Genomic DNA, 24,097 nt, shown 5'->3' with positions numbered 1-24,097 from the left:
TCCTGGTCCAGCACTGGCTGGGTGTCGAGGGCATGCCGCGCCGCTACGCCGACTACCTGGCCGCGGACGGCTTCACCGCCCTGAACACGGTCTCGACGATCGCCTCGTTCCTGCTGGGCATGTCGATGCTGCCGTTCTTCTACAACATCTGGAAGACGGCCAAGTACGGCAAGCCGGTCGGCGTCGACGACCCGTGGGGCTACGGCCGCTCGCTGGAGTGGGCGACCTCCTGCCCGCCCCCGCGGCACAACTTCCTCACCCTGCCGAAGATCCGCAGTGAATCCCCGGCGTTCGACCTGCACCACCCCGAGATCGCCGCACTCGACGAACTCGAGAACGCCGGTCACGGTGAGAAGGCCCTCTCCGGCAGCAAGGAGGCCGGCAAGTGAAGATCCAGGGCAAGATGTTCATGTGGCTGAGCATCTTCTTCCTCATCATGGCCGGGGTCTACGGCGTGTGGTCGAAGGAGCCGGTCGGCACCACCGCCCTCTTCCTGGCGTTCGGCCTGTCCATCATGATCGGCTTCTACCTGGGCTTCACGGCCCGGCGGGTCGACGTGGGCGCGCAGGACAACAAGGAGGCGGACGTCGCCGACGACGCCGGCGAGGTCGGGTTCTTCAGCCCGCACAGCTGGCAGCCGCTCTCCCTGGCCGTGGGCGGTGCCCTGGCCTTCATGGGCGTCGCGATCGGCTGGTGGCTGATGTACTTCTCGGCGCCGCTGCTCCTGATCGGCATCTGGGGCTGGGTCTTCGAGTACTACCGCGGTGAGAACCGCACCCAGTGACCACGGCGGCGAGGGGCCCGGACACTCCACCAGGAGGGTCCGGGCCCCTCGCCGTTGTCTCACCCGTTCGGGCCGTCCAGTGAGCCGGGGGCGGCGCGGGTTCCTAGCGTGAGGCCATGAGACGCACCAAGTCCCCTCGTGGCGCGGGCGCCGGGCGGAGCCGCGTCGCCGGCTGCACGCTGCTGGTGATCGCCCTCGGCGCGGGCGTCGCGGGCTGCTCCTCCGACGGCGACCCGCTGTCCGCCGAGCCCTATGACGCGGCGGACCAGATCTCCTTCAGCGGATCCGTCGAAGCGGGCGGGGAGGCCGACCCCGACAAGCCCCTGGAGGTCGTCGCCGAGGACTCCGACGGGCGCATCACGGACGTCACCGCCGTGGACGCCTCGGGACGCCACGTGGCGGGCGAACTGGCCGCCGACGGCAGCCGCTGGCACAGCACCTCCCCGCTGGCCGCGGGCGCCCGGTACACGGTCCGGGTGAGCACCGAGGACGAGGACGGGGCGCCCGGCCGCAAGGTCCTCACCTTCACCACCGCCAAGCCCGCCACCACCCGGCGCCTGACCGTCACCTTCGGCCCCGGGGCGGGCACGTACGGCGTCGGCCAGCCCCTCACAGCCGAGCTGAGCGCACCCGTCAAGGACCCGGCCCAGCGAGCCGTCGTGGAGCGCTCCCTGAAGGTCGAGTCCACGCCCGCCGTGTCCGGCGCCTGGCACTGGGTGGACGACAAGAAGCTGCACTACCGCCCCCAGGACTACTGGCCCGCCCACGCCACCATCGGCGTGCGCAGCACCCTGGAGGGCGTCAAGGTCAACGACCGGCTGCGGGGCGGCGGCTCCGAGCCCCTGACGATCCGTACCGGCGACCGGGTGATAGCCGTCACCGACGCCGCCGCGCACCGGCTGACGGTCTACAAGAACGACGAGGAGATCAAGCAGATCCCCGTCACCACCGGCAAGCCCGGCTTCGAGACCCGCAACGGAGTCAAGGTCGTACTCGCCAAGGAACGCTTCGTACGTATGCGCAGCACCACCGTCGGCATCGCCGAGGGCTCGGCGGAGTCGTACGACCTGGACGTCGAGTTCGCCACCCGGGTGACCTGGAGCGGCGAGTACGTGCACGCCGCCCCCTGGTCCGTCGGCTCCCAGGGCTACGACAACGTCAGCCACGGCTGCGTCGGCATGAGCACCGACAACGCGGAGTGGTTCTTCGACACCGTCCGAGAGGGCGACATCGTCAAGGTCGAGAACTCGACCGGCGAAACGATGGAACCCTTCGGCAACGGCTACGGCGACTGGAACCTCGACTGGCCCATCTGGCAAGCAGGCAGCGCCCTGACCACCGGCAAGACCCCCAGCCAGGCAGAGCAGGCCCGACTGAGGCCACAGATCGTGTAAACGCCCCTAGGGGCAGCACCCCAGGGGCGCGGGGAACTGCGCGAACAACCCCCACCGGCCCGAGGCCGCCGAACCACGGACAGGTCCGCCCCCTCAGGCGCTCTGCAGATGCTTCTGCCGCAGCAGCGTGGCCAGCGCCGAGGCGAACTCCACCGGCTCCACCGGCAAGGTCACCGCGGACTCGGCGCGGCTCCACGTCGCCAGCCACGCGTCCTGCGGCCGCCCGATCAACAAAAGCACCGGCGGACAGTTGAACACCTCGTCCTTGATCTGCCGGCACATCCCCATGCCCCCCATGGGCACGGCCTCACCGTCCAGCACGCACACGTCGATGCCGCCCCGGTCCAGCTCGGCCAGCACGGCCGCCGGGGTCGCGCACTCCACGAACTCCACGACGGGCACGTCCGGCGCCGGCCGTCGCCCGGTGGCGAGCCGCACCTGCTCCCGGGTGTTGGCGTCGTCGCTGTAGACCAGCACCGTGGCGGTCGCCTGCATTGTTCCTCCACGCGTAAGAGAGAGGGCACGGCTCTGTCGGGAACTTCGGGTACCAATGGCGCGGATGCTACCCCCTCAGACCGCTTGTCAACACTGGTTCGGACACGCCTTCGAGACGGCTCCGGGACGGCCCCGACACGGCTCGCGGATGGGCCATCCGGGCAGTCCAGGAGGGCCGAACGCACCGAACGGCACCCCCGGGAGTGAGGGCGGGATAAGCGACCGACATAATGTCGGCGTGGCGACAGCAACGACAGTAGATACCGGGCACGCGCACCCGTCGGTCAACCGACCGAACCTCACCAGCGTCGGAACCATCATCTGGCTGAGTTCCGAGCTGATGTTCTTCGCGGCCCTCTTCGCGATGTACTTCACCCTGCGATCGGTGACCGGACCCGACTTCTGGTCGGAGAAGGCCGACGCCCTGAACTTCCCGTTCTCGGCGGCGAACACCACGATCCTGGTGCTCTCCTCCCTCACCTGCCAGCTCGGCGTGTTCGCCGCCGAGCGCGGTGACGTGAAGAAGCTCCGGATGTGGTTCATCGTCACCTTCATCATGGGCGCGATCTTCATCGGCGGTCAGGTCCTCGAGTACACCGAGCTGGTCAAGCACGAGGGCCTGTCCCTCTCCTCCGACGCATACGGCTCGGCGTTCTACCTGACCACCGGCTTCCACGGCCTGCACGTGACGGGCGGCCTCATCGCCTTCCTGCTGGTCCTGGGCCGGACCTACGCGGCCAAGAGGTTCACCCACGAGCAGGCGACCGCGGCCATCGTCGTGTCCTACTACTGGCACTTCGTCGATGTCGTCTGGATCGGCCTCTTCGCCACGATCTACATGATCAAGTAGCCGGGCCCACATCCGCGCGCGCCCCTTTCCGGGCGCACCAACCAGAAGCATCGACGCAGAAGATCCTGACACCGGGGTAATCCGTGAAAAAGCTCTCCGCACGACGACGCCATCCGCTGGCGGCGCTCGTCGTCCTACTCCTCGCGCTGGCATGCACCGGGGGGCTCTACGCCGTGTTCGCACCCGCGGACAAGGCGCAGGCCGACGAAACCGCCCAGTCCCTCACGATCGAGGAGGGCAAGAAGCTCTATACGGTCGGCTGCGCCAGCTGCCACGGCACCGGCGGTCAGGGATCCTCCGACGGCCCGAGCCTGGTGGGCGTGGGCGCCGCGGCCGTGGACTTCCAGGTGAGCACCGGCCGTATGCCGGCCGCCACCTCGCAGGCCGCGCAGGTCCCGGACAAGCCGGCCGTCTACACCCAGGCCGAGATCGACCAGCTGGCGGCGTACATCGCCTCCCTGGGCGCCGGCCCGGCCATCCCCACCGCAGAGCAGTACGGCCCCGAGGGCGCCGACATCGCCAAGGGCGGCGAACTGTTCCGCAACAACTGCGCGCAGTGCCACAACTTCACCGGCAAGGGCGGTGCGCTCACGCACGGCAAGTACGCCCCGAGCCTTGAGGACGTCGCCCCCAAGCACATCTACGAGGCCATGCTCACCGGCCCGCAGAACATGCCCTCCTTCCCCGACAGCACGCTGACGGAGCAGAACAAGAAGGACATCATCGCGTACCTGGGCGAGGTCAACACCGACGAGTCCGAGAGCCCGGGCGGCATGTCGCTGGGCGGGCTGGGCCCGGTCAGCGAGGGCCTGTTCGGCTGGATCTTCGGTCTCGGCGGACTGATCGCCGTCGCTGTGTGGGTCGCCGCTCGGACCGCAAAGGCCAAGAAGTCATGAGTAGCCAAGACATCCCCGAAGAGAACCTGCCCGCAGCGCAGGACACCACCCACGGCGCGGTGAAGGTCGCGGACGAGAAGAACCCGTTCGCCGACCCGGGCCTGCCGCCCCACGAGCACCGGATCCAGGACATCGACGAGCGGGCCGCCAAGCGGTCCGAGCGCGCGGTCGCCCTGATGTTCACGCTGTCGATGCTGGCCACCATCGGCTTCATCGCCTCGTTCGTGGCGATCCCGGTCGAGAAGATCGTCTACATCTTCCCGCTGGGTCACATCAGCGCACTGAACTTCGCGCTCGGCGTGACGCTCGGCATCGCCCTGTTCGCCATCGGCGCGGGCGCGGTCCACTGGGCCCGCACCCTGATGTCCGACGAGGAGCTGGCCGACGAGCGGCACCCGATCGAGGCCTCGCCCGAGGTCAAGGCGAAGGTCATGGACGACTTCCGCCAGGGTGCCAAGGAGTCGGCGCTCGGCCGGCGCAAGCTGATCCGCAACACGATGTTCGGCGCCCTCGCCCTGTTCCCGCTCTCCGGCGTCGTGCTGCTGCGCGAGCTCGGGCCGCTGCCCGAGACCAAGCTGCGCCACACCCTGTGGGGCAAGGGCAAGCTGCTCGTCAACATGAACACCAACGAGCCGCTGCGGCCGTCCGACCTCATCGTGGGCTCGCTGACCTTCGCCAAGCCCGAGGGCCTGGAGGAGCACGACCACGGCTTCCAGAACGAGATCGCCAAGGCTGCCCTGATGCTGGTCCGTATCCAGCCGGACGACATCAAGGACAAGCAGTCGCTCGAGTGGTCGCACGAGGGCATCCTCGCGTACTCGAAGATCTGCACCCACGTCGGTTGCCCGATCTCGCTGTACGAGCAGCAGACGCACCACGCGCTGTGCCCCTGCCACCAGTCCACCTTCGACCTTTCCGACGGTGCCAAGGTCATCTTCGGCCCCGCCGGTCACCCGCTGCCGCAGCTGCGCATCGGCGTGAACGACGAGGGCTACCTCGAAGCGCTCGGCGACTTCGCAGAGCCCGTCGGTCCTGCCTTCTGGGAGCGCGGATGAGTACTACGACGACCCCCGAGTCCCGCTCACGCGGGAAGGCACCGGCCGGCGAGCGCGTCGCCGACTGGGCCGACGGCCGGCTGGGGATCTACTCCCTGGCCAAGGCCAACATGCGCAAGATCTTCCCGGACCACTGGTCCTTCATGCTGGGCGAGATCTGCCTCTACAGCTTCCTCATCATCATCCTCACGGGTGTGTACCTGACGCTGTTCTTCCACCCCTCGATGAACGAGGTGGAGTACCACGGCAGTTACGTCCCGCTGCAGGGACAGCTGATGAGTGAGGCCTACAAGTCGACGCTGGACATCAGCTTCGACGTCCGTGGCGGTCTGCTGATCCGGCAGATCCACCACTGGGCCGCGGTCATCTTCCTGGCCGGCATGTTCGTGCACATGATGCGCGTCTTCTTCACCGGCGCGTTCCGCAAGCCGCGTGAGATCAACTGGCTGTTCGGCTTCCTGCTGTTCGTCCTCGGCATGTTCACCGGTTTCACCGGTTACTCGCTGCCGGACGACCTGCTCTCCGGAACCGGTGTCCGCTTCACCCAGGGCGCGATCCTGTCCGTGCCGATCGTCGGCACGTACATCTCGATGTTCCTGTTCGGCGGAGAGTTCCCCGGCACCGACTTCGTCGCGCGGTTCTACTCGATCCACATCCTGCTGCTGCCGGGCATCATGCTCGGCCTGGTGGTCGCCCACCTGATCCTGGTCTTCTACCACAAGCACACGCAGTTCGCGGGTGCCGGACGGACCAACAAGAACGTCGTGGGCATGCCGCTGCTGCCGGTCTACATGGCCAAGGCGGGAGGCTTCTTCTTCCTGGTCTTCGGCTTCACCGCCCTGATCGCCGGCATCGCGTCCATCAACCCGATCTGGGCCCTGGGCCCGTACCGTCCGGACATGGTCTCCACGGGCGCCCAGCCCGACTGGTACATGGGCTTCGCCGAGGGCCTGGTCCGCGCCATGCCCGGCTGGGAGATCAACTTCTGGGGCCACACCCTGGTCCTGGGCGTCTTCGTCCCGCTGGTGATCTTCGGTCTCTTCCTGGGGATCATCGCGCTCTACCCGTTCATCGAGTCCTGGATCACCGGGGACAAGCGCGAGCACCACATCCTGGACCGGCCCCGCAACGCCCCGACCCGTACGGCCTTCGGCGTCGCCTGGGTCACGGCGTACATGATCATGTTGATCGGTGGTGGCAACGACATCTTCGCCACGCACTTCAACCTCTCGATCAACGCGGTCACCTGGTTCGTCCGGATCGGCTTCTTCGCGGGACCGGTCGTCGCGTTCGTCGTCACCAAGCGGATCTGCCTCGGCCTCCAGCGCCGGGACAAGGACAAGGTGCTGCACGGCCGCGAGTCGGGCATCATCAAGCGCCTGCCGCACGGTGAGTTCATCGAGGTGCACGAGCCGCTCAGCCAGGAGCAGATGTACACCCTCACCGCGCACGAGCAGTACAAGCCGGCCGAGATCGGCCCGGAGGTCGACGAGAACGGCGTCCGGCGCAAGGTGAAGGCGACCGAGAAGCTGCGCGCCAAGCTGAGCAAGGGCTACTACGGCGAGGACGCCCAGATCCCGAAGCCGACCGTCGAGGAGTACAAGGAGATCACGAGCGGCCACGGCCACCACTGATCACCTTCAGCGCCTCACCCCAGTCGCCACACGACGGCGAAGGGCCCCCGTCCGTTCTGCGGACGGGGGCCCTTCGCCGTCCCCGGACCTGGATAGGGTGGACACCGGTACCCTGCCGGGTCCGCGGACTCTTCTACGACCATCAGGAGCGGCCATGAGCGCTGTGACCCCCGCTGGAGGCGACACCGCGGCGGGCCGTTCCTGGCCCGCCCTGCTGAACGGACTGCTGGACGGCCGGGACCTGACCGCCGAGGACACCGCCTGGGCGATGGACCTGATCATGCGCGGCGAGGCGACCGACGTGCAGATCGCCGGGTTCGCGGTGTCCCTGCGGGCCAAGGGCGAGACCGTCGAGGAGATCACCGGCTGCGTACGGGCGCTGTACGACCACGCCCATGTGATCGAGGTGCCGGGCGAGACGGTCGACATCGTCGGCACCGGCGGCGACGGCGCCAAGACGGTGAACATCTCCACGATGTCCTCGATCGTGGTGGCCGGCACCGGCGCGAAGGTCGTCAAGCACGGCAACCGGGCCGCGTCCTCCGCGTCCGGCGCCTCCGACGTCCTGGAGAAGCTCGGCGTCAATCTGGAGCTGACGCCGAAGCGGGTGGCCGAGGTCGCCGAGGAGGCCGGGATCACCTTCTGCTTCGCGGTGAAGTTCCACCCGGCGCTGCGCCATGTGGCCGCCGCGCGGGGCCAGCTCGGTGTCCGCACGGTGTTCAACTTCCTCGGCCCGCTGGCCAACCCGGCACGGGTCAAGGCACAGGCCGTCGGGGTCGCCGACCTGCGGATGGCGCCCATCATGGCCGGGGTGTTCGCCGAGCGCGGCCACTCCTCGCTGGTGTTCCGCGGCGACGACGGACTCGACGAGCTGACGACCACCGCCACCTCCCGGGTGTGGGTGGTCCGCGACGGCAAGGTCACCGAGGAGGCCTTCGACCCGCGTGACGTCGGCATCGAACTGGTGCCCGTGGAGGCGCTGCGCGGCGCCGACGCCTCCTACAACGCCGAGGTCGCCCGCCGGCTCCTCGACGGCGAACCGGGCCCCGTACGGGACGCGGTGCTGCTGAACTCGGCGGCGGCACTGGTGGCCCTGGAGCCGGGCGGCGGCACCCTGACGGAACAGATCCGCACCGGAATGGCTAAGGCGGCCGAGTCGATCGACTCGGGAGCCGCCAAGCGGCTCCTGGAACGCTGGGTGACCGTCAGCAACGCGTAGGGCCTGCCCGGCGGGGGGTGCCGGGGGCACGGGGTCCGGTGCGCACCCCCCAGTGCTCTGCAGTCGCACGCTCGGCTTCGCTCGAGCGGGGGACCCCATGTGCGGGCCCTCTATGCGGACCCACATGAGGGCCATGTGTGGCCCCCATGTGGTGCCTCCCATGTAGAGGCCGCTCATGTGCGGCCCTCCCATGTGGGACCCCATGATGGGGCCCTCCCCCATGTGGGGACTCCCTGCGCGGGTCCCTCATGTGTGTGCCCTCCGTGTGCGGGGCCCTCATGTGCGGTTCCCATGTGCGAGCCCCCGCGTGCGGTCCTCCGTGTGCGGGCCTCCATGCGGAGGCCCCCATGCGCGGGGCCCCATCGCCTCCGCACACCGGGGCTGCGAGGCACCGCCGGTTTCCTCCGGGGCGATCCGCCGGGCAGACCCTGCCGCCCGGCGGTGGGATGTTCCGCGATCCGGACATGGGTTGCGGGGCGTCGATCATTTCGCGTACTTTTCCGTTCAGGTCATGAGTGACAGCCATCAGGCCCCGGCCGGCTGTCCGGCAACCCTCCGTCCGTGGCGGGGTGCCCCGGGTGAAGACCAGGCCGTGAGCAGCAAGGCTCACGGCAAGCGCGGACCCCTCGCACACCAGGGGTCCTGGTCGTCGAGGAGTCTTCCGTGAGCAAGCGAATGCGTTAGGGCTGCCGAGCCCCGCCTCCGCGCACCCCTTTTCTCTTCCTTCCGCGCTTGAGCGATGTGCGCTCGCGCGGGGATTCCGCCTGCCTCGCCGGGAGTTGTGTCATGTCCGTTTCCACCGTTGCCGCCGACCAGTCCGTCTGTGCCCCGCTGCCCGTCCTCGGCCGGGACGTCACCGTTCCCCTCGTCACCGGGGGCGAGGTCACCTACGCCGCCCTCGACTACGCCGCCAGCGCCCCCGCCCTCCAGCGGGTCTGGGACGACGTGGCCGCCTACGCGCCGTACTACGGCAGCGTCCACCGGGGCGCCGGATACCTCTCCCAGCTCTCCACCGACCTGTTCGAGAACGCCCGCCGGACCGTCGCCGGGTTCCTCGACTGCCGTACCGGGGACCAGGTGGTGTTCACCCGGTCCACCACCGACTCCCTCAACCTCCTCGCCGCCGCGCTCCCCGACGGCTGCGAGGTCTTCGTCTTCGAGACCGAGCACCACGCCTCCCTGCTGCCCTGGCGGGACGCGCGCGTCACCTACCTGGACGCCCCGCGCAGCCCCCGCCAGGCCGTCGAGACCCTGGAGCGCGCCCTCGCCGACCGTGATCCCCACGGCCCCGCCCTGGTCTGCGTCACCGGCGCCTCCAACGTCACCGGCGAGCTGTGGCCCGTACGGGAACTGGCCGCCGCCGCGCACGCGCACGGCGCGCGGATCGTGCTGGACGCCGCCCAGCTCGCCCCGCACCACGCCGTCTCGGTGACCGACCTGGACGTGGACTGGGTCGCCTTCTCCGGGCACAAGCTGTACGCCCCCTTCGGCTCCGGTGTGCTGGCCGGCCGCGCCGACTGGCTCCGGGAGGCCGAGCCCTACCTCGCGGGCGGCGGCGCCAGCCGCAAGGTCACCCGGCGCGAGGACGGGGGAGTGGACGTGGAGTGGCACGACAGCGCCGCCCGCCACGAGGCCGGCTCGCCCAACGTCATCGGTGCCTACGCCGTCGCGTCCGCCTGCAAGGCGCTCACCGAGGCCGGGTTCGAGGCGCTGGCCGCGCGTGAGGAGCGGCTGGTCCGGGCGGTGCGCGAAGGGCTCGCGGACGTGTCCGAGGTGCGGTTCCTGTCCCTGTTCGGGGACGACGCCCCGCGCGTCGGTGTGCTCTCCTTCGTCGTGGAGGGCTGGAACAGCTCCCACTTCGCGGCGGCGCTGTCCGCGGAGTACGGAATCGGTGTGCGGGACGGGTTGTTCTGCGCGCATCCGCTGGTGCGTACGCTGCTCGGTGGTGATGCGCGGGCGCAGGGGGAGTGCGGGGCGCCTGAGGCGGGGCCCGGTGAGAAGTCGCTCAACGCGATTCGGGTCAGCTTTGGGGCGGGGACGCCCGATGAGCACGTGGAGCGGTTCGTACGGGCGGTGCGGGAGCTCGTGCGGGACGGCGCCCGCTGGAACTACCGGACGGTGGACGGCCGCTGCGTCCCGGACACCTCCGCCCGGGAGTGACTTCTTTCGCCCCCGCCGCCCTTACCCGTCCCATCCCGGGGGCGCTGCCCCCGGGCCCCCGCTCCTCAAACGCCGGAGGGGCTAAGTTTCAGCCCCTCCGGCGTTTGAGGAGCGGGGTCCGGGGCGGAGCCCCGGGTTCGGGACGGGAAGGGGCGGCGGGGGCGAAAAACTAGGTGGTCGCCGGGAGCCGGGCGCCCAACACGATCATGCGCAGGGCGCGCTCCGTGGCGTCGGTGAGGAGCTCCGCGCCGCGGACCAGCGCCTCCGCCAGAGCCATCGGCGCGGGCAGGATGCCATGACAGGCATCCACCCCCGGCACCTCCCCCGCCCCCTCCCCGAGCGTCCCCGCCAGCGCCAGCACCGGCCGCCCCGACAGCTTGGCGCGCCGTGCCACCTCCGCCGGTACCTTCCCGCGCGGCGTCTGGTGGTCCAGCGCCCCCTCCGCGGTGACGACCAGATCGGCACGGGCCAGCCGGGCGTCCAGGTCGAGGTGGTCCAGCAGGACGTGGAAGCGCGGCAGGAGAGCCCCGCCCAGGGCGGCGAGCCCGGCGCCGAGCCCGCCGGAGGCGCCCGTACCGCGCCCGAGGCGCAGATCGGTTCCAGTGACGGCGAGATCGCGGGTCAGCACCCGCGCCCAGTTCTCCAGCGCCGCCGACAACTCCTCCACCTGCTCCGGACTCGCTCCCTTCTGCGGACCGAACACCCGCGCCACGCCCCGCTCCCCGCACAGCACGTTGAAGGGATTGCAGGCGACGAGGAGTTCCACACCGGCGAGACGGGGATCGAGCCCGGTCGGGTCGATGCGGGCCAGGCGCGTCAACTCACGCCCGCCGGCTGCCAGTTCGAACCCGTCCGCGTCCAGCAGCCGCGCACCGAGCGCCTGGAGCGCACCCGCGCCGCCGTCGGAGGTGCCCGAGTCGCCGCACCCCACCAGGATGCGCCGTACGCCCTGGTCGAGGGCGGCGCGGATCAGTTCCCCGACGCCGTACGTGGTGGTGGCGCCCGGGTCGCGCCGGGTGCGGGGGACCAGGGAGAGGCCGGCGACCGCCGCCATCTCCACCACCGCCGTGTCCCGGGAGCCGAGCAGCGCGAAGTGGGTGCCGACCGGTTCGCCGACCGGGCCGGTGGCGGCCAGCGCGACCAGCCGGCCGCCGGTCGCCGAGGCCAGCGCCGAGGCCGTGCCCTCACCGCCGTCCACCAGCGGGATCCGGTCGATCTCGGCGTCCGGCAGCACCCGGCGGACGCCCGCCGCGATGGCGTCGGCGGCTGCCTGGGCGGACAGCGACTCCTTGAAGCCGCTGGGGGCTACGACGACACGGTTCAGCATGAGGGGAACTCCTTAGCGGGTCACGGGGACGCCGAGCAGCGGCCACACCGCGACGGCGAACAGCAGGACCAGGGCGGCGGTGAGCGGGGCCAGCACGGCGGACAGCCGCAGCAGGTCGCGCGGGGTGTAGGTGGGGGTGCCGGGGATGTCCGCGAAGAGCGTGACCGGTTTCGCGGAGGCCGGGAGCGTGTGGCAGAAGCCGGCGGCGGCGGTGGAGGCGAGCGCCGCGGCGACCGGGTTCACCCCGGCGCCCACGGCCGCCGCGACCACCAGCGGGACCAGCACGGAGGAACGGGCGGAACGGGACTGCAGGATCAGATGGGCGGCCGTGCTGACGGAGATCACGACCGCCAGGAACATCACCGGCGTGATCCCCGCCGGCAGCCCGCCGACCAGCCACTTCGCCGCGCCCGACTCGGCGAGCGCCACGCCCATCGCCATCGTCGCCGCCATGAACAGCAGCAGCGACCAGGGCACCGTCTTCAGCGCGTCCTTCAGCCGTACGGTGCCGAGCGCCGGCGAGGCGGCGACGACCGCGCCGATCAGGGCGACCATGGCCGGCGACACCCGGTGCAGCGGCTCGCTGCACCACAGGGCGACGACCGTGGCCAGCAGCAGGGCGCAGCGCTTCTCGGCCTGGGTCCAGGGGCCGGTGACCGGGCGGTCGCTGTGCCGCTGGATCTCCTCGGCGGTGATGTGCACACCGCCCTCGCGGTCCGCGCGCCGGGTGGTGGTCAACAGGACGGCCTCGGCGGCGAGATGGGAGGAGGCCACGGCCAGCGGCAGCCCCAGCAGCAGCCACTCGGTGAAGCCGACCCGCTCCCCGGCGGCTTCCCACAGCACCGACACGGTGATCAGATGCGCGCCCGCACCGATCAGGGTCGCCACCGCCGACAGAAGGATGACGGTCGGGAACAGCAGTGCCAGCATCACGACCAGTCGTTTCCGGTCGGCGAGTGCTTTGGCGAGGGCGAGGAACACCGGCAGGGCGAGCGCCGCCCGGCCGGAGGTGGCCGGCACCGCGAACGCCGTGACGACCAGCGCGGCCGTCGTCAGATGCGTCAACTGCCGTACCGTACGGGCCCCGCCGACCAGGAAGGCCGCCGCCCGCCCCGCGAGCCCGGTCCGGCTCACCGCGGCGGCCAGCACGAACGCGCAGATCAGCAGCCACACCGTCGAGTCGCCCAGGGTGCCGAACAGGGTGTCGCTGCTGATCACCCCGGTCACCGTCAGCGCGAGTCCGGCGCCCAGCGCGATGTACGTGTCGTCGATCGGCGTACCGACCCACGCGCAGGTCGCCAGCGCGAACACGGCGAGGGTGAGGCGCGCGTCCCCGCCGAGACCGGGGAAGTTGCCGGGGACCGCGAGCAGCGCGCACAGCGACAGCGCCACGCACAGGGCCGCGGTCAAGCGGGGATTCAGTGTCACGTCATCGACGATCCACCGGGGCGGTGAGCCGTCGATGAGCCGAAGATGAAAGGAACTTCACCCGGCGGGCCCATCCCGCCGCGGGGCCGTCACGCGGGGAGGCGGTAGCCCATCCCGCGGACCGTCTCCACCTTCTCCGCGCCGAGCTTCTTGCGCAGCGCCCGCACGTAGACGTCCACGATGTTGGAGCCCGGGTCGAAGTCGTAGCCCCACACGTGGGAGAGGATCTGCTCGCGGGAGAGTACCTGCCCGGGGTGGCGCAGGAACAGTTCCAGCAGTACGAACTCACGGGCCGTCAGGTCGACGGTGCGCTCCCCGGCGCGGGCGCGGCGGGTGCGCAGATCGAGGCTGAGCGAACCGGACTTGAGCACCGTCACCTCCGGCGCACGGGCCGCCGTACGCAGCCGCAGCCGTACCCGGGCGAGCAGTTCCTCGAAGCGGAACGGCTTGGTCATCCAGTCGTCGGCGCCGCCCTCCAGACCGGCCACCGTGTCCCGCACCGAGTCCCGTGCGGTCAGCACGATCACCGGGGTCGTCACCCGGGACTCGCGCAGCTCGCGCAGCACGGTGAAGCCGTCCCGGCCGGGCAGCCCGATGTCCAGGACGACCAGGTCGAAACCGCCGGTCAGGGCGTACTCGTAGCCGGTCTCGCCGTCGGGGACGACGGTGGTGGTGAAGCCGTTGGCGCGCAGGCCCTTCTCCACGAAGGAGGCGATACGGTCCTCGTCCTCGACGATCAGAATGCGGTTCACGTCCGTGTGTCTCCCAGGGTGAGTACGAAGGTGGCGCCGCCGCCCTCGGTGTCGTGCAGGCGGACCCGGCCGCCGTGGCCCTCGGCGATCGCCTTGACGATCGACAGGCCGAGCCCGGCGCCCGAACCGCGCGTCCCGCGCCGGGAGGTGCCGCGCCGGAAACGTTCGAAGATCAGCTCCCGGTCCTGCGGCCGGACACCGGGGCCGGAGTCGGCGACGTACAGCTCGATCCGGGAACCCTGTGCGCGCGAGCCGATGCGGATGGTCTGGCCGGTGGTGGTGTGCTGCACCGCGTTCTGCGCGAGCTGCACCATCGCCTGGGTGATCCGCTGGGGGTCCAGCTCCGCCTCCCGGTCGGCTATGTCCGTGAGCTGCCAGTCGCGTTCGCCGAGGGTGCGGGCCTTGACGTAGACGTCGGCGGTGAGTTCGGCGAGCTGGACCGGCTCCGGGGTGACGAAGTCGGGGCGTTCGGCCTTGGCGAGCAGCAGCAGGTCCTCCACGATGCGGCTCATCCGGTCGAGTTCGTCGGTGACGAGCCGGACGGTCTCCTCGCGCTCGGCCGGATCGTCGCCCATCAGCTCCAGATGGCCGCGCACGATGGTGATCGGGGTGCGCAGTTCGTGGCCGGCGTCGTCGACGAACTGGCGCTGGGCGGCGAAGGCCCGCTCCAGCCGGTCGAGCATCGCGTTGAACGTCTCGGCGAGGGCCGCGATGTCGTCGTGGCCGCGCACCGGGATACGGCGGGTGAGGTCCTGCTCGGTGAGCTGCGCGGCGGCGGTGCGTACCAGCCGTACGGGCTGCAGGATCCGCCCGGCGACCGCCCAGCCGATGCCGGTGGTCAGCAGCAGGGCGACCCCGGAGATGGCGAGCAGCACCCGGAACACCTCGTCCACCCGCGCCACTTCGCGTTCGGGGTGGAAGGCGACGACGAACGCCGCCTCGGGTGCGCCGCCGCCGTGCCGGGCCACGGACACCTTGGCCCAGCGGATCTCGCCCTCGGGCCGGTGCAGCACGCCGGAGGCGTCGGGCGAGTCGAAGATGCGGCGCCGGGCGTCGCCGTCCCGGTGCAGGGGCAGGGCGACGGGCAGGTCGCGCGGCTGGGTGAGTTTCGCCGGGTCGCCGCTCTTCCGCGCCACCAGGCCGATCAGTTCCTCGTCCGGGTCGGCGTACTGCCGTTCCAGGAAGACCCGCAGCAGCCGGTCCGGGTCGGTGAAGGACCGGCCCGTCTCCGGATCGAAGCCGCGCTCCTCGAAGTTGGCGAACTCGCCTGCCTCCTGGGCGAGCAGCCCGTTGATCCGGTGGTCGACGTCCCGCAGCAGGAAGGAGCGGGTGGTCATGGCGACCGAGCCGAGCGCGACCGCCATGACGAACAGCAGCCACAGCAGGATGCGGACCCGGGCGGAGATCCGCCGGAGAGGGGCGTCAGCCGTCGTCGCCGGGTCCGTCGTCCCCGCCGGGGGTGTCGTCCGGGGAGTCCTGGCCTCGATCGTCGTCATCGTCGTCACCCGCTGGGCTGTCGGTCACCGGAGGCCGGGAGACGACCTCGTCGCTCGGCGTCGGCTCGGGCCGCGCGGACGGGGCCGTGGACGTCGGAGTGGGTGAGCCGCTGTCCAGTTCGACCTGGGGCGGCACCTTGGGCGGTTCGGGACTGTCGGCGAGCGCGAAGCTGGTCGCGGCGACGCCCAACGGAATCAGCACGACGGCGGCGAGCGCCGCCATCCGGCGAGTGAAGACCATGCCCCGATCCTGCGCACCGCACCGGAGCCCCCGGATGAGCGCCGGATGAAGAACTCTTCATCCACCCGCTGGATGTCATCCGTCCGCTGAAAGTCGGCCCCTCCGGCACAATCCAGCCCCTCCGGCGTTTGAGGAGCGGGGTCCGGGGCGGAGCCCCGGGTTCGGTTCGGTTCGGTTCGGTTCGGTTCGGTTCGGGACGGGACGGGACGGGACGGGACGGGACGGCGGGGGCGAAGAACTGGCTGAGCCACCCCGGACCGCCACCGGCCGGAGGCCGGGCCCCCCGCCCCCGGCGGACCGCTAGCTGTCCAGCCCGATGGCGAACGCCGCCTCCAGATCGTGCTGCGAGTACGTACGGAACGCCACATGCGTGTCGGTCCCCTCCACCCCCGGAATCTTGCTGATCCGACCGGGAATGACCTCCGCCAGATCCTCGTGCTCACGCACCCGCACCATGGCGATCAGGTCATACGTACCGGTCACGGAGAACACCTCGCTGACACTCTCCAGCGCGGCGATCTGTTCCGCGATCTCGGGGATCCGGTCCACGCTGGTCTTGATGAGGACGATCGCGGTGATCACGGCTGGTTCTCTCCCTCGGGGGCCGGAGCAGGGGCGGCCTTCACTGTAGTCGCCCTGCCGAAGCGCACCCACGCGTAGCCGAAGCCCAGCCCGAACCCGATCAGGTGCGCCAGGTACGCCACCCCCGGCCCCTCGCCCGCCCGCCCCGCCGCCGCCCACTGCAGCGCCGCCCAGAACGGCAGCACCACCCATGCCGGCAGCCGTACCGGCAGGAAGAACAGGAACGGCAGGAGACTGGTCACCCGGGCCCGGGGGAACAGGAAGAGGAACGCGCCGAGCACCGCCGAGATCGCCCCGGAGGCACCGACCAGGGACCGCTCGGAGTCCGCGTTGGCGGCGGCGTACCCCAGCAGCGCGAGGTAGCCGCAGCCGGCGTAGCACAGGGTGAACCGCACCCGGCCCATCCGTGCCTCGGTCATCGCTCCGAAGACGTGGAGGAACAGCATGTTGCCGAGCAGATGCACCCAGCCGCCGTGCACGAACAGCGCCGTGGCGGGGGTGAGGACGGCCTCGAGGGACCCTTCGAACAGGTCTGCGGGAATGACGCCCCAGTGCCGGAAATAGGCCCTCTGCGTGTCCAGCAGCTCCTCCCCGGAGCCGTGGGCCGGATGCAGGCCGGAGGCCGGCCCGATCAGGAAGACCAGGCAGCACAGCACGATGAGGGTGTGGGTCACCGGCGCGGAGGTGCCCCGGATCGCCCCGGCGGCCGACGCACTCCAGTTGCGGATCATGAATACAGAGCATGACGTAACCGGACGCAACCGCACAGACCGCCTCGCCGCCGTGGACGGGCGGGCGGCGGGGACCCGCCAGGCCGTAGGGTTACGAGCCATACGCACCGGGGATCCGGTGTGTCACGGACACTGGAAGGAAGGCGAACAGCCACGATGACGGTTCCTCTGCCGACCGCCTCGACGCGGTGGCGCTGCACCCTCTGCGGCAACCTCACCCGCTTCGACGTGACCCGCTCGTCGAAGGTCGTCGAGTACGTCCACCTCGATCTGGCCGGAGAGCCCAAGGTCGAGGAGCGCGAGGTGCTCGATGAGACCATCGAGTCGGTGCGGTGCCGCTGGTGCAACGCCGTGGACCAGGTGGAACTCGTGGACAGGCCGGGTGCCGGCTCCTGAGCGAAGGGGGTCCCTCCCGCTCGAGCGAAGTCGAGAGTGGAGGAGGGCCCCGCTGACGGCGACCCCGCGCGCGGGGTCGCACACAGACATTGGGGTGTGACGGATGGTGGAGACCACGGGCGGGGGGCCGCGGGACGGCGCCGCCGAGGTGCTCGACCGTCCGCTGCCCGACGGAGTGCGCCGCCGGGTCGTCCAGATCGTCGCCGACGGCTTCGGCGGGCTCACGGTCGCCGAGCTGCCCGCCCAGCTCCGGCAGTACGCGCGCTTCGCCCCGAACCGGCGTGCCAAGTTCGCCGGCAACGCCATGGCCGCGGCGCTGGAGACCGATCCGCTGTTCCGGCAGCGCATCGGGGAGAAGCTCAGAGAGGCCCAGCCGGAACTGACCGGCGCCCTCGACTCCGGCTCCCCGCCCCCGGCCGCGGACCCGCTCGACGTGGCGGCCGCGGCCTATGTGCTCCGTCCGGCCGGCTGGGTCAAGCTGGTGACCGCCGCCGGCGAGGAGGCCCAGCGCGCCGACGCCGAGCGCGCCGACGAGGAGACCCGGGCCGAGCTGGAGCGGCTGCGCGCCGAACTCGGCCGGGCCCGTGAGCACACCAAGTCCGAGACCGAGCGGCTGCGCACCGAGCTGGAGTCGGCGAAGAAGGAAGCCGAGTCGCTGCACCGCAAGCTGCGCTCCGCCCTCAGCGACGTCAAGCGCGGCGAGGCCGCCGTGCGCAAGCTGCGGGGCGAGATGGAGACCGTGCGCGCCGAGGGGCATGCCCAGGTGTCGGCCGCCGAGAGCGAGAGCCGGCGTCTCAAGGCCCGGCTGGGGGAGACCGAAGCCGCGCTGGAGGCCGCCCGCCGGGCCGCCCGGGAGGGCCGCAGCGTGGAGGACATGCGGGTCCGGCTGCTCCTCGACACCGTCCTTGACGCCGCTCAGGGGCTCCGCCGGGAGCTGGCGCTGCCCCCCGTGTCCGTCCGGCCCGCCGAGACCGTGGACGCCGTCGAGCCCGGCCGCATGACCCCGAAGGACATCGCCAACCGCGCGCTGTCCGAGCACGACCCGGCCGTCCTCGACCAGCTGCTGGCGCTGCCGCAGGCCCATCTGGTCGTCGACGGCTACAACGTCACCAAGACCGGCTATCCCCAGATGCCCCTGGAGAAGCAGCGGCTCAGGCTCCTGGGCCAGCTCGCCCAGCTCGCCGCCCAGACCGGCGCCGAGGTGACCTGTGTCTTCGACGGCGCCGAACTGGTCGCGCCGGTGCTGCTCGCGCCGCCGCGCGGGGTGCGGGTGCTGTTCTCCAAGCCGGGCGTCACCGCCGACGAGCTGATCCGCCAGCTGGTGCGCGCCGAGCCACCGGGGCGGCCCGTCATCGTCGCCTCCACCGACCGCGAGGTCGCCGACGGGGTGGCCCGCGCGGGCGCACGCCCCGTCGCGTCGGCGATGCTCCTCAAGAGGCTTTCCTAATATCTGATTCCCATCCGTCCCCCGTGCAACGTACAGGATCTTTGCCCGAATTGACGGAACCGTCACGCAACGTAGCGTCAAAGGGACGTCACCGCAGGTGAGTTCGGACCGAATAAACCCGCTGTAACGGAGATTTTGTGTCCGGGGATTTGAACTGATCACAAGAGAATCACTAGGGTCTTCCTTCGAACCCTCGCTCGCGCGATCACTCTCGAGAAGGAGCTCGTCTCCGTGGCGTCCCACCGTCGTCCCAAGCAGCCGAGCCGCGCACGCGTCACCGTGCTCACCACCGCTGCCGCAGCCGCTGTCGTCATGAGCTCGCAGGCCGCCAACGCCGCGCCGAGCGAGAAGCCGAGCAAGGACGAGGTCAAGGCCAAGGTCGACAAGCTCTACGAGCAGGCCGAGCAGGCCACCGAGAAGTACAACGGCGCCAAGGAGAAGCAGGAGAAGCTCCAGAAGGAGATCTCCACGATCCAGGACAACGTCGCCAAGGGCCAGCAGGAGCTCAACGAGCTGCGCGACGGCCTCGGTTCGATGGCCAGCGCCCAGTACCGCAGCGGCGGCATCGACCCCTCCGTCCAGCTCTTCCTCTCCGCCGACCCGGACGACTACCTCGACAAGGCGTCCACGCTCGACCAGTTGAGCACCCAGCAGGTCGACGCGCTCAAGGAGATCCAGGAGAAGCAGCGCGAGCTCGCCCAGCAGCGCTCCGAGGCGTCCGAGAAGCTCAAGGACCTCTCCGCCACCCGCACCGAACTGGGCAAGAAGAAGAAGGAAGTCCAGAGCAAGCTCTCCTCCGCGCAGAAGCTGCTCAACACCCTCACCGCCGCGGAGAAGCAGCAGCTCGCCCAGGAGGAGAGCCGCGCCACCCGCGCCAGCGAGCGTGAGGCGCTCAACGTCAACGTCCCGGCCGGTTCCGGCCGCGCCGCCGCCGCCTTCGCCGCCGCCCAGAGCAAGCTCGGCACCCCCTACGTCTACGGCGCCACCGGCCCGTCCTCCTTCGACTGCTCCGGCCTGACCTCCTGGGCGTACGCGCAGGCCGGCGTCGGCATCTCGCGCACCTCCGAGGCCCAGACCAACGACGGCACCAGGATCTACTCGGTGAGCCAGCTCAAGGTCGGCGACCTCGTCTTCTTCTTCAACGACCTGCACCACGTGGGCCTCTACGCGGGCAACGGCCAGATCATCCACGCCCCGCGCACCGGCACCGTCGTGCGCTACGAGTCGATGAACACCATCGGCGGCCCGTTCATGTTCGGCGTCCGCGTCTAGCTGCCGCCGTTCGGGGGATTCCCCGCCGCGCCGATCTTCCCCGCGCCCCGCCTCTGACGCAGGTCACAGGCGGGGCGTCACTGTGTGCGGTCGCCTCGGCCAAGGGTTCGCCCGGCGTCGTGAGGCTACTGTCTGCCGCGTTTCCCTGTCCGCCAGCGGAAGGAGCGCGGCTTCCCGTGGGGTCCCATCGCCGTACCGCACCGTCGTCCGGATCCGACCGGAGCGCCACCGTCGCCCTCGGTCTGCTGTCCGCGGCGGCCACCGCCCTCGCCGCCGTACCGGCCGCGGCCACGCCGCACGACGTCACCCGGGCCGAGGTGGACCGCCTCTACCGGGAGGCCGAGAAGGCGACCGAGGCGTACAACGAGGCCGACGAGCGCGCCGACGGACTGCGCCGGCAGATCGCCACCGCACAGGACGGCATCGCCCGGCAGCAGGCACGCGTCAACACCATGCGGGAGTCGCTGGGTTCGCTCGCCGGCGCCCAGTACCGCTCCGGCGGCCTCGACCCCGCCCTCGCCCTGCTGCTCTCCGACGACCCGGAGGACTACCTCGAGAAGGCCTCCGTACTGGACCGGATCACCGTCCACCAGGCCGCCGAGCTGAGGAGACTGAGGGGCGCCCTGCGCTCCCTCGCCCAGGACCGCGCGGAGGCGGCCGGAAAGCTCGGCGCACTGGAGAGGAGCCGCAAGGCCGTCGCCGCGCACAAACGGACCGTCGAGCGCAAGCTCACCGAGGCCCGCCGGCTGCTCGCCTCCCTCCCGGCCGGCGAACGCGCCGCCTGGGACCGCGCCACCCGCTCCGCGCGCGCGGACCTGCTCGGCCCGTCCGGCGCGCCCGCCTCGGCCCGCGCCGCGGCCGCCGTCGCCGCCGCCCGCTCCGCCCTCGGCAGGCCCTACGTCTGGGGCGCCGAGGGCCCGTCCGCCTTCGACTGCTCCGGACTGACCCAGTGGTCGTACGCCCAGGCCGGGGTCGCGCTGCCGCGCACCTCGCAGGCCCAGCGGTACGCCGGCCGACGGATCCCCCTGTCCGAGGCGCGCCCCGGTGACCTGGTCGTCTACCGCTCCGACGCCTCCCACGTCGGGATGTACATGGGCAACGGCCAGGTGATCCACGCGCCCCATCCCGGCGCCCCGGTGCGCTACGACCCGGTCGGCATGATGCCCGTCTCGTCGGTCACCAGGGTCTGACCGCGCCGGCCCGGCGCCCGTACCCTCGGGAAGGTGGCTGGTCGAAGGCGGGTGTCGGGTGCGTCGGTGATGGCGCTGTGTCTGCTGCTCGTCTCCCTGGTGGGGTGCGGCGGGGGGCCTGCCGTCGACGCCGTACACGCGGATGTGCAGTCCCTCCTCGACCGCCGCGCGGAGGCCGTCCTCGACCGTGACGCCGCCGCGTACGCCCGCACCGGCACCCGGGCCGGGTTCGCCAACCTGCGCGCGGTGCCGCTCGCGGACTGGTCCTACCGCGTCACCGCCCTCGACCGCACCGGTGACACCGCCACCGCCTCCGCCGACCTGAGCTACCGCGTCGAGGGCCACGACCGGTCCCCGGTCACCACCGCCCGCTCCCTCAGCCTGAGCCGGGACCGCGACGGCCGCTGGTCCGTCGACTCCGACCGGCCCGCGAAGAAGTCCGGCCAGCAGTTGTGGGACCAGGGCACGGCCCGCGCCGTGCGGGGCGAGCGGAGCCTGGTGCTGGGCGTCGGACAGCCCGACGAGAAGCTGCGGGACTACGCCGAACTGGCCGACCGCGCGGTGCCCGCGGTGTCCGACGCGTGGGGCCCGCGATGGGCCCGGCGCGTGGTCGTCCTCGTCCCGGAGAACCTGGAGGGCATGGCGGGCCTGCTGGGCTCGCCCGCCTCCTCCTACCGGGGGATCGCGGCGGTCACCACCGGCGCCACCGGCGCGGACGGTCGGGCCCCGGCGGACCGGATCATCGTCAACCCGGACGCCTTCGGAATGCTCGGCGACTCGGGCCGGCAGGTCGTCCTCACCCACGAGACCACCCACGTCGCCACCCGCGCCCACACCTCCGCCGCGACCCCGCTGTGGCTGTCCGAGGGATTCGCCGACTGGGTCGGCTACCGCGACGGCGACCGCGCCCCCGCGGAGATCGCACCGGAGCTCGCCTACGCGGTGGGCCGGGGCGAGATGCCCGCCGGACTGCCGGACGACGAGGACTTCGGCTTCTCCGGCGACGCGGACCACCTCGCCCGCGCCTACGAGAGCGGCTGGCTGGCCTGCCGCCTCATCGCCGACCACTGGGGCGAGGACCGCCTCGACGAGTTCTACCGCGCGGTGGGCACACACGAACACCGCGAGGGCGCGGTGGAGGCCGCGATGCACCAAGTCCTCGACACAACCCGCGAGGAGTTCACGGCCCAGTGGCAGGAGTACATGAGAAACACCCTGGGCTGAGCCCAAGCCCGAACCTCCGCGGCCTGCCCACCACTCCCAGCGATCCGCGGGCAGCCGCCGTCCCCCGCCCCCGGCGATCCGCGGGCAGTCGTGCCTCCCCCAGTGCCTCAAGGGCCTGGGAGGTACCCCAGGGCGGCACGGGTGGGCGCGACGGCACCCCGTAAACGCCGGACTGCGTGGACACCCCCCGGCCCGCACCGACGCGGGGGCACCTGCGAGCGCTGGTCCGCGCACCGCCCGAGGTCAGGACGAGACCGGCGTCCCGGCAGCGCGGGCCGGCCCGGGAACCGTAGGTACAGACCGCCGCCGGGGAACCGTCGCACACCACAGCACCCGCGCCGCCACAACCGTCGCCGCCACCAACAGCCCGTTGCGCAGAACCAGCAGGGCGATCCCGAGCGAGTCGCTGGCGACCACATGGGCGAACCACACGGGAAACTCCAGCACCGTCACCAACGAAGCCCCCAGCACCAGCCCCACCGCCACCCCCATCCGGCTCTCACGGAAGCACAGACACACCGCCCCGAGCCCCACCAGCCACACCATGTACTGCGGACTGATCACCCGACTCGTCGTCGTGAACAGAAGCACCGCCACGAACGCCGCGTCGGCGACACTGTGCGCCGAGAACCGGACGGCCATCACCCGCCACAGCACCAGCCACCCCAGCGCGGCCCCGCTCAGCAGCAACGCCCCCGTGCTCACCCAGCCCACATACGGCCCGAGGAACTCCACCGAGCCGTAGTTGAGCAGCACCTCCCCCTCCCAGCCGTGATGCCGCGCCACATGGAAGACGAGCGCCCCCAGCGACTCCACCTCCGTCCCCCGGTCCCGCTGAAAGGCCAGGAACGCGAACGCCCCCGGCATCAGTACGGCGAACAGGCCGGCCACACCGGCACCGGTCACCGCCGCCGACACCCACGCACCACGCCGCCGCACCGCGAGCAGCAGCAGCGCCGGCCACACCTTCACCAGCGCCCCGAAACCGGCGAGCGCCCCCGCCAGCCGGGGGTACCGGGCGGCCGCCAGCAGCGCGGCCACGGCGACCGCGGTCACCATCACGTCGTAGCGCGCGTACACCGTCGGCCCGAGCAGCGGCACGCCCACCACCCACACCCAGGCACCGCGCGGCGACCGTCCGGGACGACGGCCGGCGTACAGCAGCAAACACAGGGTGACCAGGTCGGCGAGACAGGCCAGGACGAAGAAGGCGGTGGCGTACTCCAGGAACGGCAGCAGGCCGGGGGAGAGGATCGCCAGGGCCGCGGCGGGCGGGTACTGCCAGGTCACGTCGTCCAGCGGGAACGTCCCGGTGCGCAGGACGTCGTACCAGCCCCGGTAGATGACCGACACGTCGCTGGTCACGTCCGGCCCGGGGAAGACGATCACCTTCAGCACGCACAGCAGCAGGGCGGCCCGTGTCAGCCCCCACAGAAGCAGCAGCGGGGCGAGGGAGCCCCGCACGGCCGTCGTCCTCATGTGCTGTGCTCCCTGCCCGTCCGGTGCGCGGTCGTGAGGGGCCAT

Annotated in this window: 22 protein-coding genes, 1 pseudogene and 1 riboswitch; of the genes and pseudogenes, 14 read left to right on the top strand and 9 right to left on the bottom strand. The window is 71.3% G+C overall.

The window, feature by feature from the left end; all coding sequences use genetic code 11:
* The 3 genes and pseudogenes from AMK33_RS32805 to AMK33_RS32795 form a co-directional block, all read left to right on the top strand.
* A pseudogene (locus AMK33_RS32805) lies at positions 1 to 389 on the top strand (cytochrome ubiquinol oxidase subunit I); the annotation flags it as partial.
* Positions 386 to 784, top strand: coding sequence for a cytochrome c oxidase subunit 4 (locus AMK33_RS32800; protein WP_073936636.1), 399 nt, complete (start codon positions 386 to 388; stop codon positions 782 to 784). The pseudogene AMK33_RS32805 and the gene AMK33_RS32800, both read left to right, overlap by 4 nt.
* A 116-nt stretch (positions 785 to 900) precedes the next feature.
* Positions 901 to 2,178, top strand: a complete 1,278-nt coding sequence (locus AMK33_RS32795) for a L,D-transpeptidase (protein WP_073936635.1) — start codon at positions 901 to 903, stop codon at positions 2,176 to 2,178.
* A gap of 93 nt (positions 2,179 to 2,271) precedes the next feature.
* Here AMK33_RS32795 and AMK33_RS32790 read toward each other — a convergent pair whose 3' ends face one another.
* The gene (locus tag AMK33_RS32790; protein WP_073936634.1) at positions 2,272 to 2,673 is read right to left on the bottom strand and encodes a response regulator transcription factor; all 402 of its coding nucleotides are present in this window, start codon (positions 2,671 to 2,673) and stop codon (positions 2,272 to 2,274) included.
* Between the two features lie 238 nt (positions 2,674 to 2,911).
* On the opposite strand from AMK33_RS32790, the gene ctaE reads away from it, so the two are divergent.
* From ctaE to AMK33_RS32760, 6 genes are all read left to right on the top strand, one after another.
* A complete protein-coding gene (gene ctaE, locus AMK33_RS32785) occupies positions 2,912 to 3,523 on the top strand; it encodes an aa3-type cytochrome oxidase subunit III (protein ID WP_073936633.1) in 612 nt (203 codons plus the stop codon).
* 83 nt (positions 3,524 to 3,606) lie between these two features.
* Complete coding sequence (gene qcrC, locus AMK33_RS32780; protein ID WP_073936632.1) at positions 3,607 to 4,419, top strand: cytochrome bc1 complex diheme cytochrome c subunit; 813 nt, start codon at positions 3,607 to 3,609, stop codon at positions 4,417 to 4,419.
* Positions 4,416 to 5,474: a cytochrome bc1 complex Rieske iron-sulfur subunit gene (gene qcrA, locus AMK33_RS32775; protein WP_073936631.1), complete on the top strand. Its 1,059-nt coding sequence runs from the start codon at positions 4,416 to 4,418 to the stop codon at positions 5,472 to 5,474. The genes qcrC and qcrA overlap by 4 nt, the downstream gene beginning before the upstream one ends.
* Positions 5,471 to 7,108 carry a cytochrome bc1 complex cytochrome b subunit gene (gene qcrB / locus AMK33_RS32770; protein ID WP_073936630.1) on the top strand — a complete coding sequence of 546 codons (1,638 nt, stop codon included), beginning with the start codon at positions 5,471 to 5,473 and terminating at the stop codon, positions 7,106 to 7,108. Before qcrA ends, qcrB begins: the two co-directional genes overlap by 4 nt.
* Before the next feature lie 154 nt (positions 7,109 to 7,262).
* The gene (trpD, locus tag AMK33_RS32765; RefSeq protein ID WP_073936629.1) at positions 7,263 to 8,327 is read left to right on the top strand and encodes an anthranilate phosphoribosyltransferase; all 1,065 of its coding nucleotides are present in this window, start codon (positions 7,263 to 7,265) and stop codon (positions 8,325 to 8,327) included.
* A 507-nt stretch (positions 8,328 to 8,834) separates the two neighbouring features.
* A riboswitch (SAM riboswitch) is annotated at positions 8,835 to 8,951 on the top strand.
* A gap of 162 nt (positions 8,952 to 9,113) precedes the next feature.
* Positions 9,114 to 10,487: an aminotransferase class V-fold PLP-dependent enzyme gene (locus tag AMK33_RS32760; protein WP_073936628.1), complete on the top strand. Its 1,374-nt coding sequence runs from the start codon at positions 9,114 to 9,116 to the stop codon at positions 10,485 to 10,487.
* A 169-nt stretch (positions 10,488 to 10,656) separates the two neighbouring features.
* Here the strand turns inward: AMK33_RS32760 and AMK33_RS32755 are convergent, their stop codons facing one another.
* The 7 genes from AMK33_RS32755 to AMK33_RS32725 form a co-directional block, all read right to left on the bottom strand.
* On the bottom strand, positions 10,657 to 11,814 hold the full coding sequence (locus AMK33_RS32755) for a glycerate kinase (protein ID WP_073936627.1): 1,158 nt from the start codon (positions 11,812 to 11,814) through the stop codon (positions 10,657 to 10,659).
* Positions 11,815 to 11,826: 12 nt separating this feature from the next.
* The gene (locus AMK33_RS32750; protein ID WP_073936626.1) at positions 11,827 to 13,242 is read right to left on the bottom strand and encodes an SLC13 family permease; all 1,416 of its coding nucleotides are present in this window, start codon (positions 13,240 to 13,242) and stop codon (positions 11,827 to 11,829) included.
* Between the two features lie 89 nt (positions 13,243 to 13,331).
* Positions 13,332 to 13,994: a response regulator transcription factor gene (locus AMK33_RS32745; protein WP_073936625.1), complete on the bottom strand. Its 663-nt coding sequence runs from the start codon at positions 13,992 to 13,994 to the stop codon at positions 13,332 to 13,334.
* The gene (locus AMK33_RS32740; RefSeq protein ID WP_201263120.1) at positions 13,991 to 15,490 is read right to left on the bottom strand and encodes a sensor histidine kinase; all 1,500 of its coding nucleotides are present in this window, start codon (positions 15,488 to 15,490) and stop codon (positions 13,991 to 13,993) included. Before AMK33_RS32740 ends, AMK33_RS32745 begins: the two co-directional genes overlap by 4 nt.
* On the bottom strand, positions 15,417 to 15,731 hold the full coding sequence (locus tag AMK33_RS32735) for a small secreted hydrophilic protein (protein WP_073936624.1): 315 nt from the start codon (positions 15,729 to 15,731) through the stop codon (positions 15,417 to 15,419). The genes AMK33_RS32740 and AMK33_RS32735 overlap by 74 nt, the downstream gene beginning before the upstream one ends.
* Before the next feature lie 300 nt (positions 15,732 to 16,031).
* Positions 16,032 to 16,313, bottom strand: a complete 282-nt coding sequence (locus AMK33_RS32730; RefSeq protein WP_073936623.1) for an Lrp/AsnC family transcriptional regulator — start codon at positions 16,311 to 16,313, stop codon at positions 16,032 to 16,034.
* Positions 16,310 to 17,044 (bottom strand): rhomboid family intramembrane serine protease, encoded by a 735-nt coding sequence (locus AMK33_RS32725; protein ID WP_073936622.1) that lies wholly within the window; start codon positions 17,042 to 17,044, stop codon positions 16,310 to 16,312. Before AMK33_RS32725 ends, AMK33_RS32730 begins: the two co-directional genes overlap by 4 nt.
* Positions 17,045 to 17,200: 156 nt before the next feature.
* Between AMK33_RS32725 and AMK33_RS32720 the strand changes: the two genes are divergently transcribed.
* The 5 genes from AMK33_RS32720 to AMK33_RS32700 all read left to right on the top strand — a co-directional run bounded on the left by AMK33_RS32720 (position 17,201) and on the right by AMK33_RS32700 (position 22,573).
* Positions 17,201 to 17,440 (top strand): hypothetical protein, encoded by a 240-nt coding sequence (locus AMK33_RS32720; RefSeq protein WP_073936621.1) that lies wholly within the window; start codon positions 17,201 to 17,203, stop codon positions 17,438 to 17,440.
* 103 nt (positions 17,441 to 17,543) lie between these two features.
* A complete protein-coding gene (locus tag AMK33_RS32715) occupies positions 17,544 to 18,887 on the top strand; it encodes an NYN domain-containing protein (protein ID WP_073936620.1) in 1,344 nt (447 codons plus the stop codon).
* A 231-nt stretch (positions 18,888 to 19,118) separates the two neighbouring features.
* Positions 19,119 to 20,159: a C40 family peptidase gene (locus AMK33_RS32710; protein ID WP_073936619.1), complete on the top strand. Its 1,041-nt coding sequence runs from the start codon at positions 19,119 to 19,121 to the stop codon at positions 20,157 to 20,159.
* A gap of 176 nt (positions 20,160 to 20,335) precedes the next feature.
* Entirely contained in the window at positions 20,336 to 21,349 is a 1,014-nt protein-coding gene (locus AMK33_RS32705) for a C40 family peptidase (RefSeq protein ID WP_073936618.1), read from the top strand.
* Positions 21,350 to 21,382: 33 nt separating this feature from the next.
* Positions 21,383 to 22,573 (top strand): hypothetical protein, encoded by a 1,191-nt coding sequence (locus AMK33_RS32700; protein ID WP_383458145.1) that lies wholly within the window; start codon positions 21,383 to 21,385, stop codon positions 22,571 to 22,573.
* A 243-nt stretch (positions 22,574 to 22,816) separates the two neighbouring features.
* Here the strand turns inward: AMK33_RS32700 and AMK33_RS32695 are convergent, their stop codons facing one another.
* The gene (locus AMK33_RS32695) at positions 22,817 to 24,052 is read right to left on the bottom strand and encodes a glycosyltransferase family 87 protein (protein WP_073936616.1); all 1,236 of its coding nucleotides are present in this window, start codon (positions 24,050 to 24,052) and stop codon (positions 22,817 to 22,819) included.
* Between the last annotated feature and the right edge of the window lie 45 nt (positions 24,053 to 24,097).

The organism is Streptomyces sp. CB02400, assembly GCF_001905725.1.
In the GTDB taxonomy this organism is placed as follows: Bacteria; Actinomycetota; Actinomycetes; order Streptomycetales; family Streptomycetaceae; genus Streptomyces; species Streptomyces atrovirens.
Note: the sequence above shows the minus strand (reverse complement) of the source record. Positions and strands in the feature narration are given on the sequence as shown.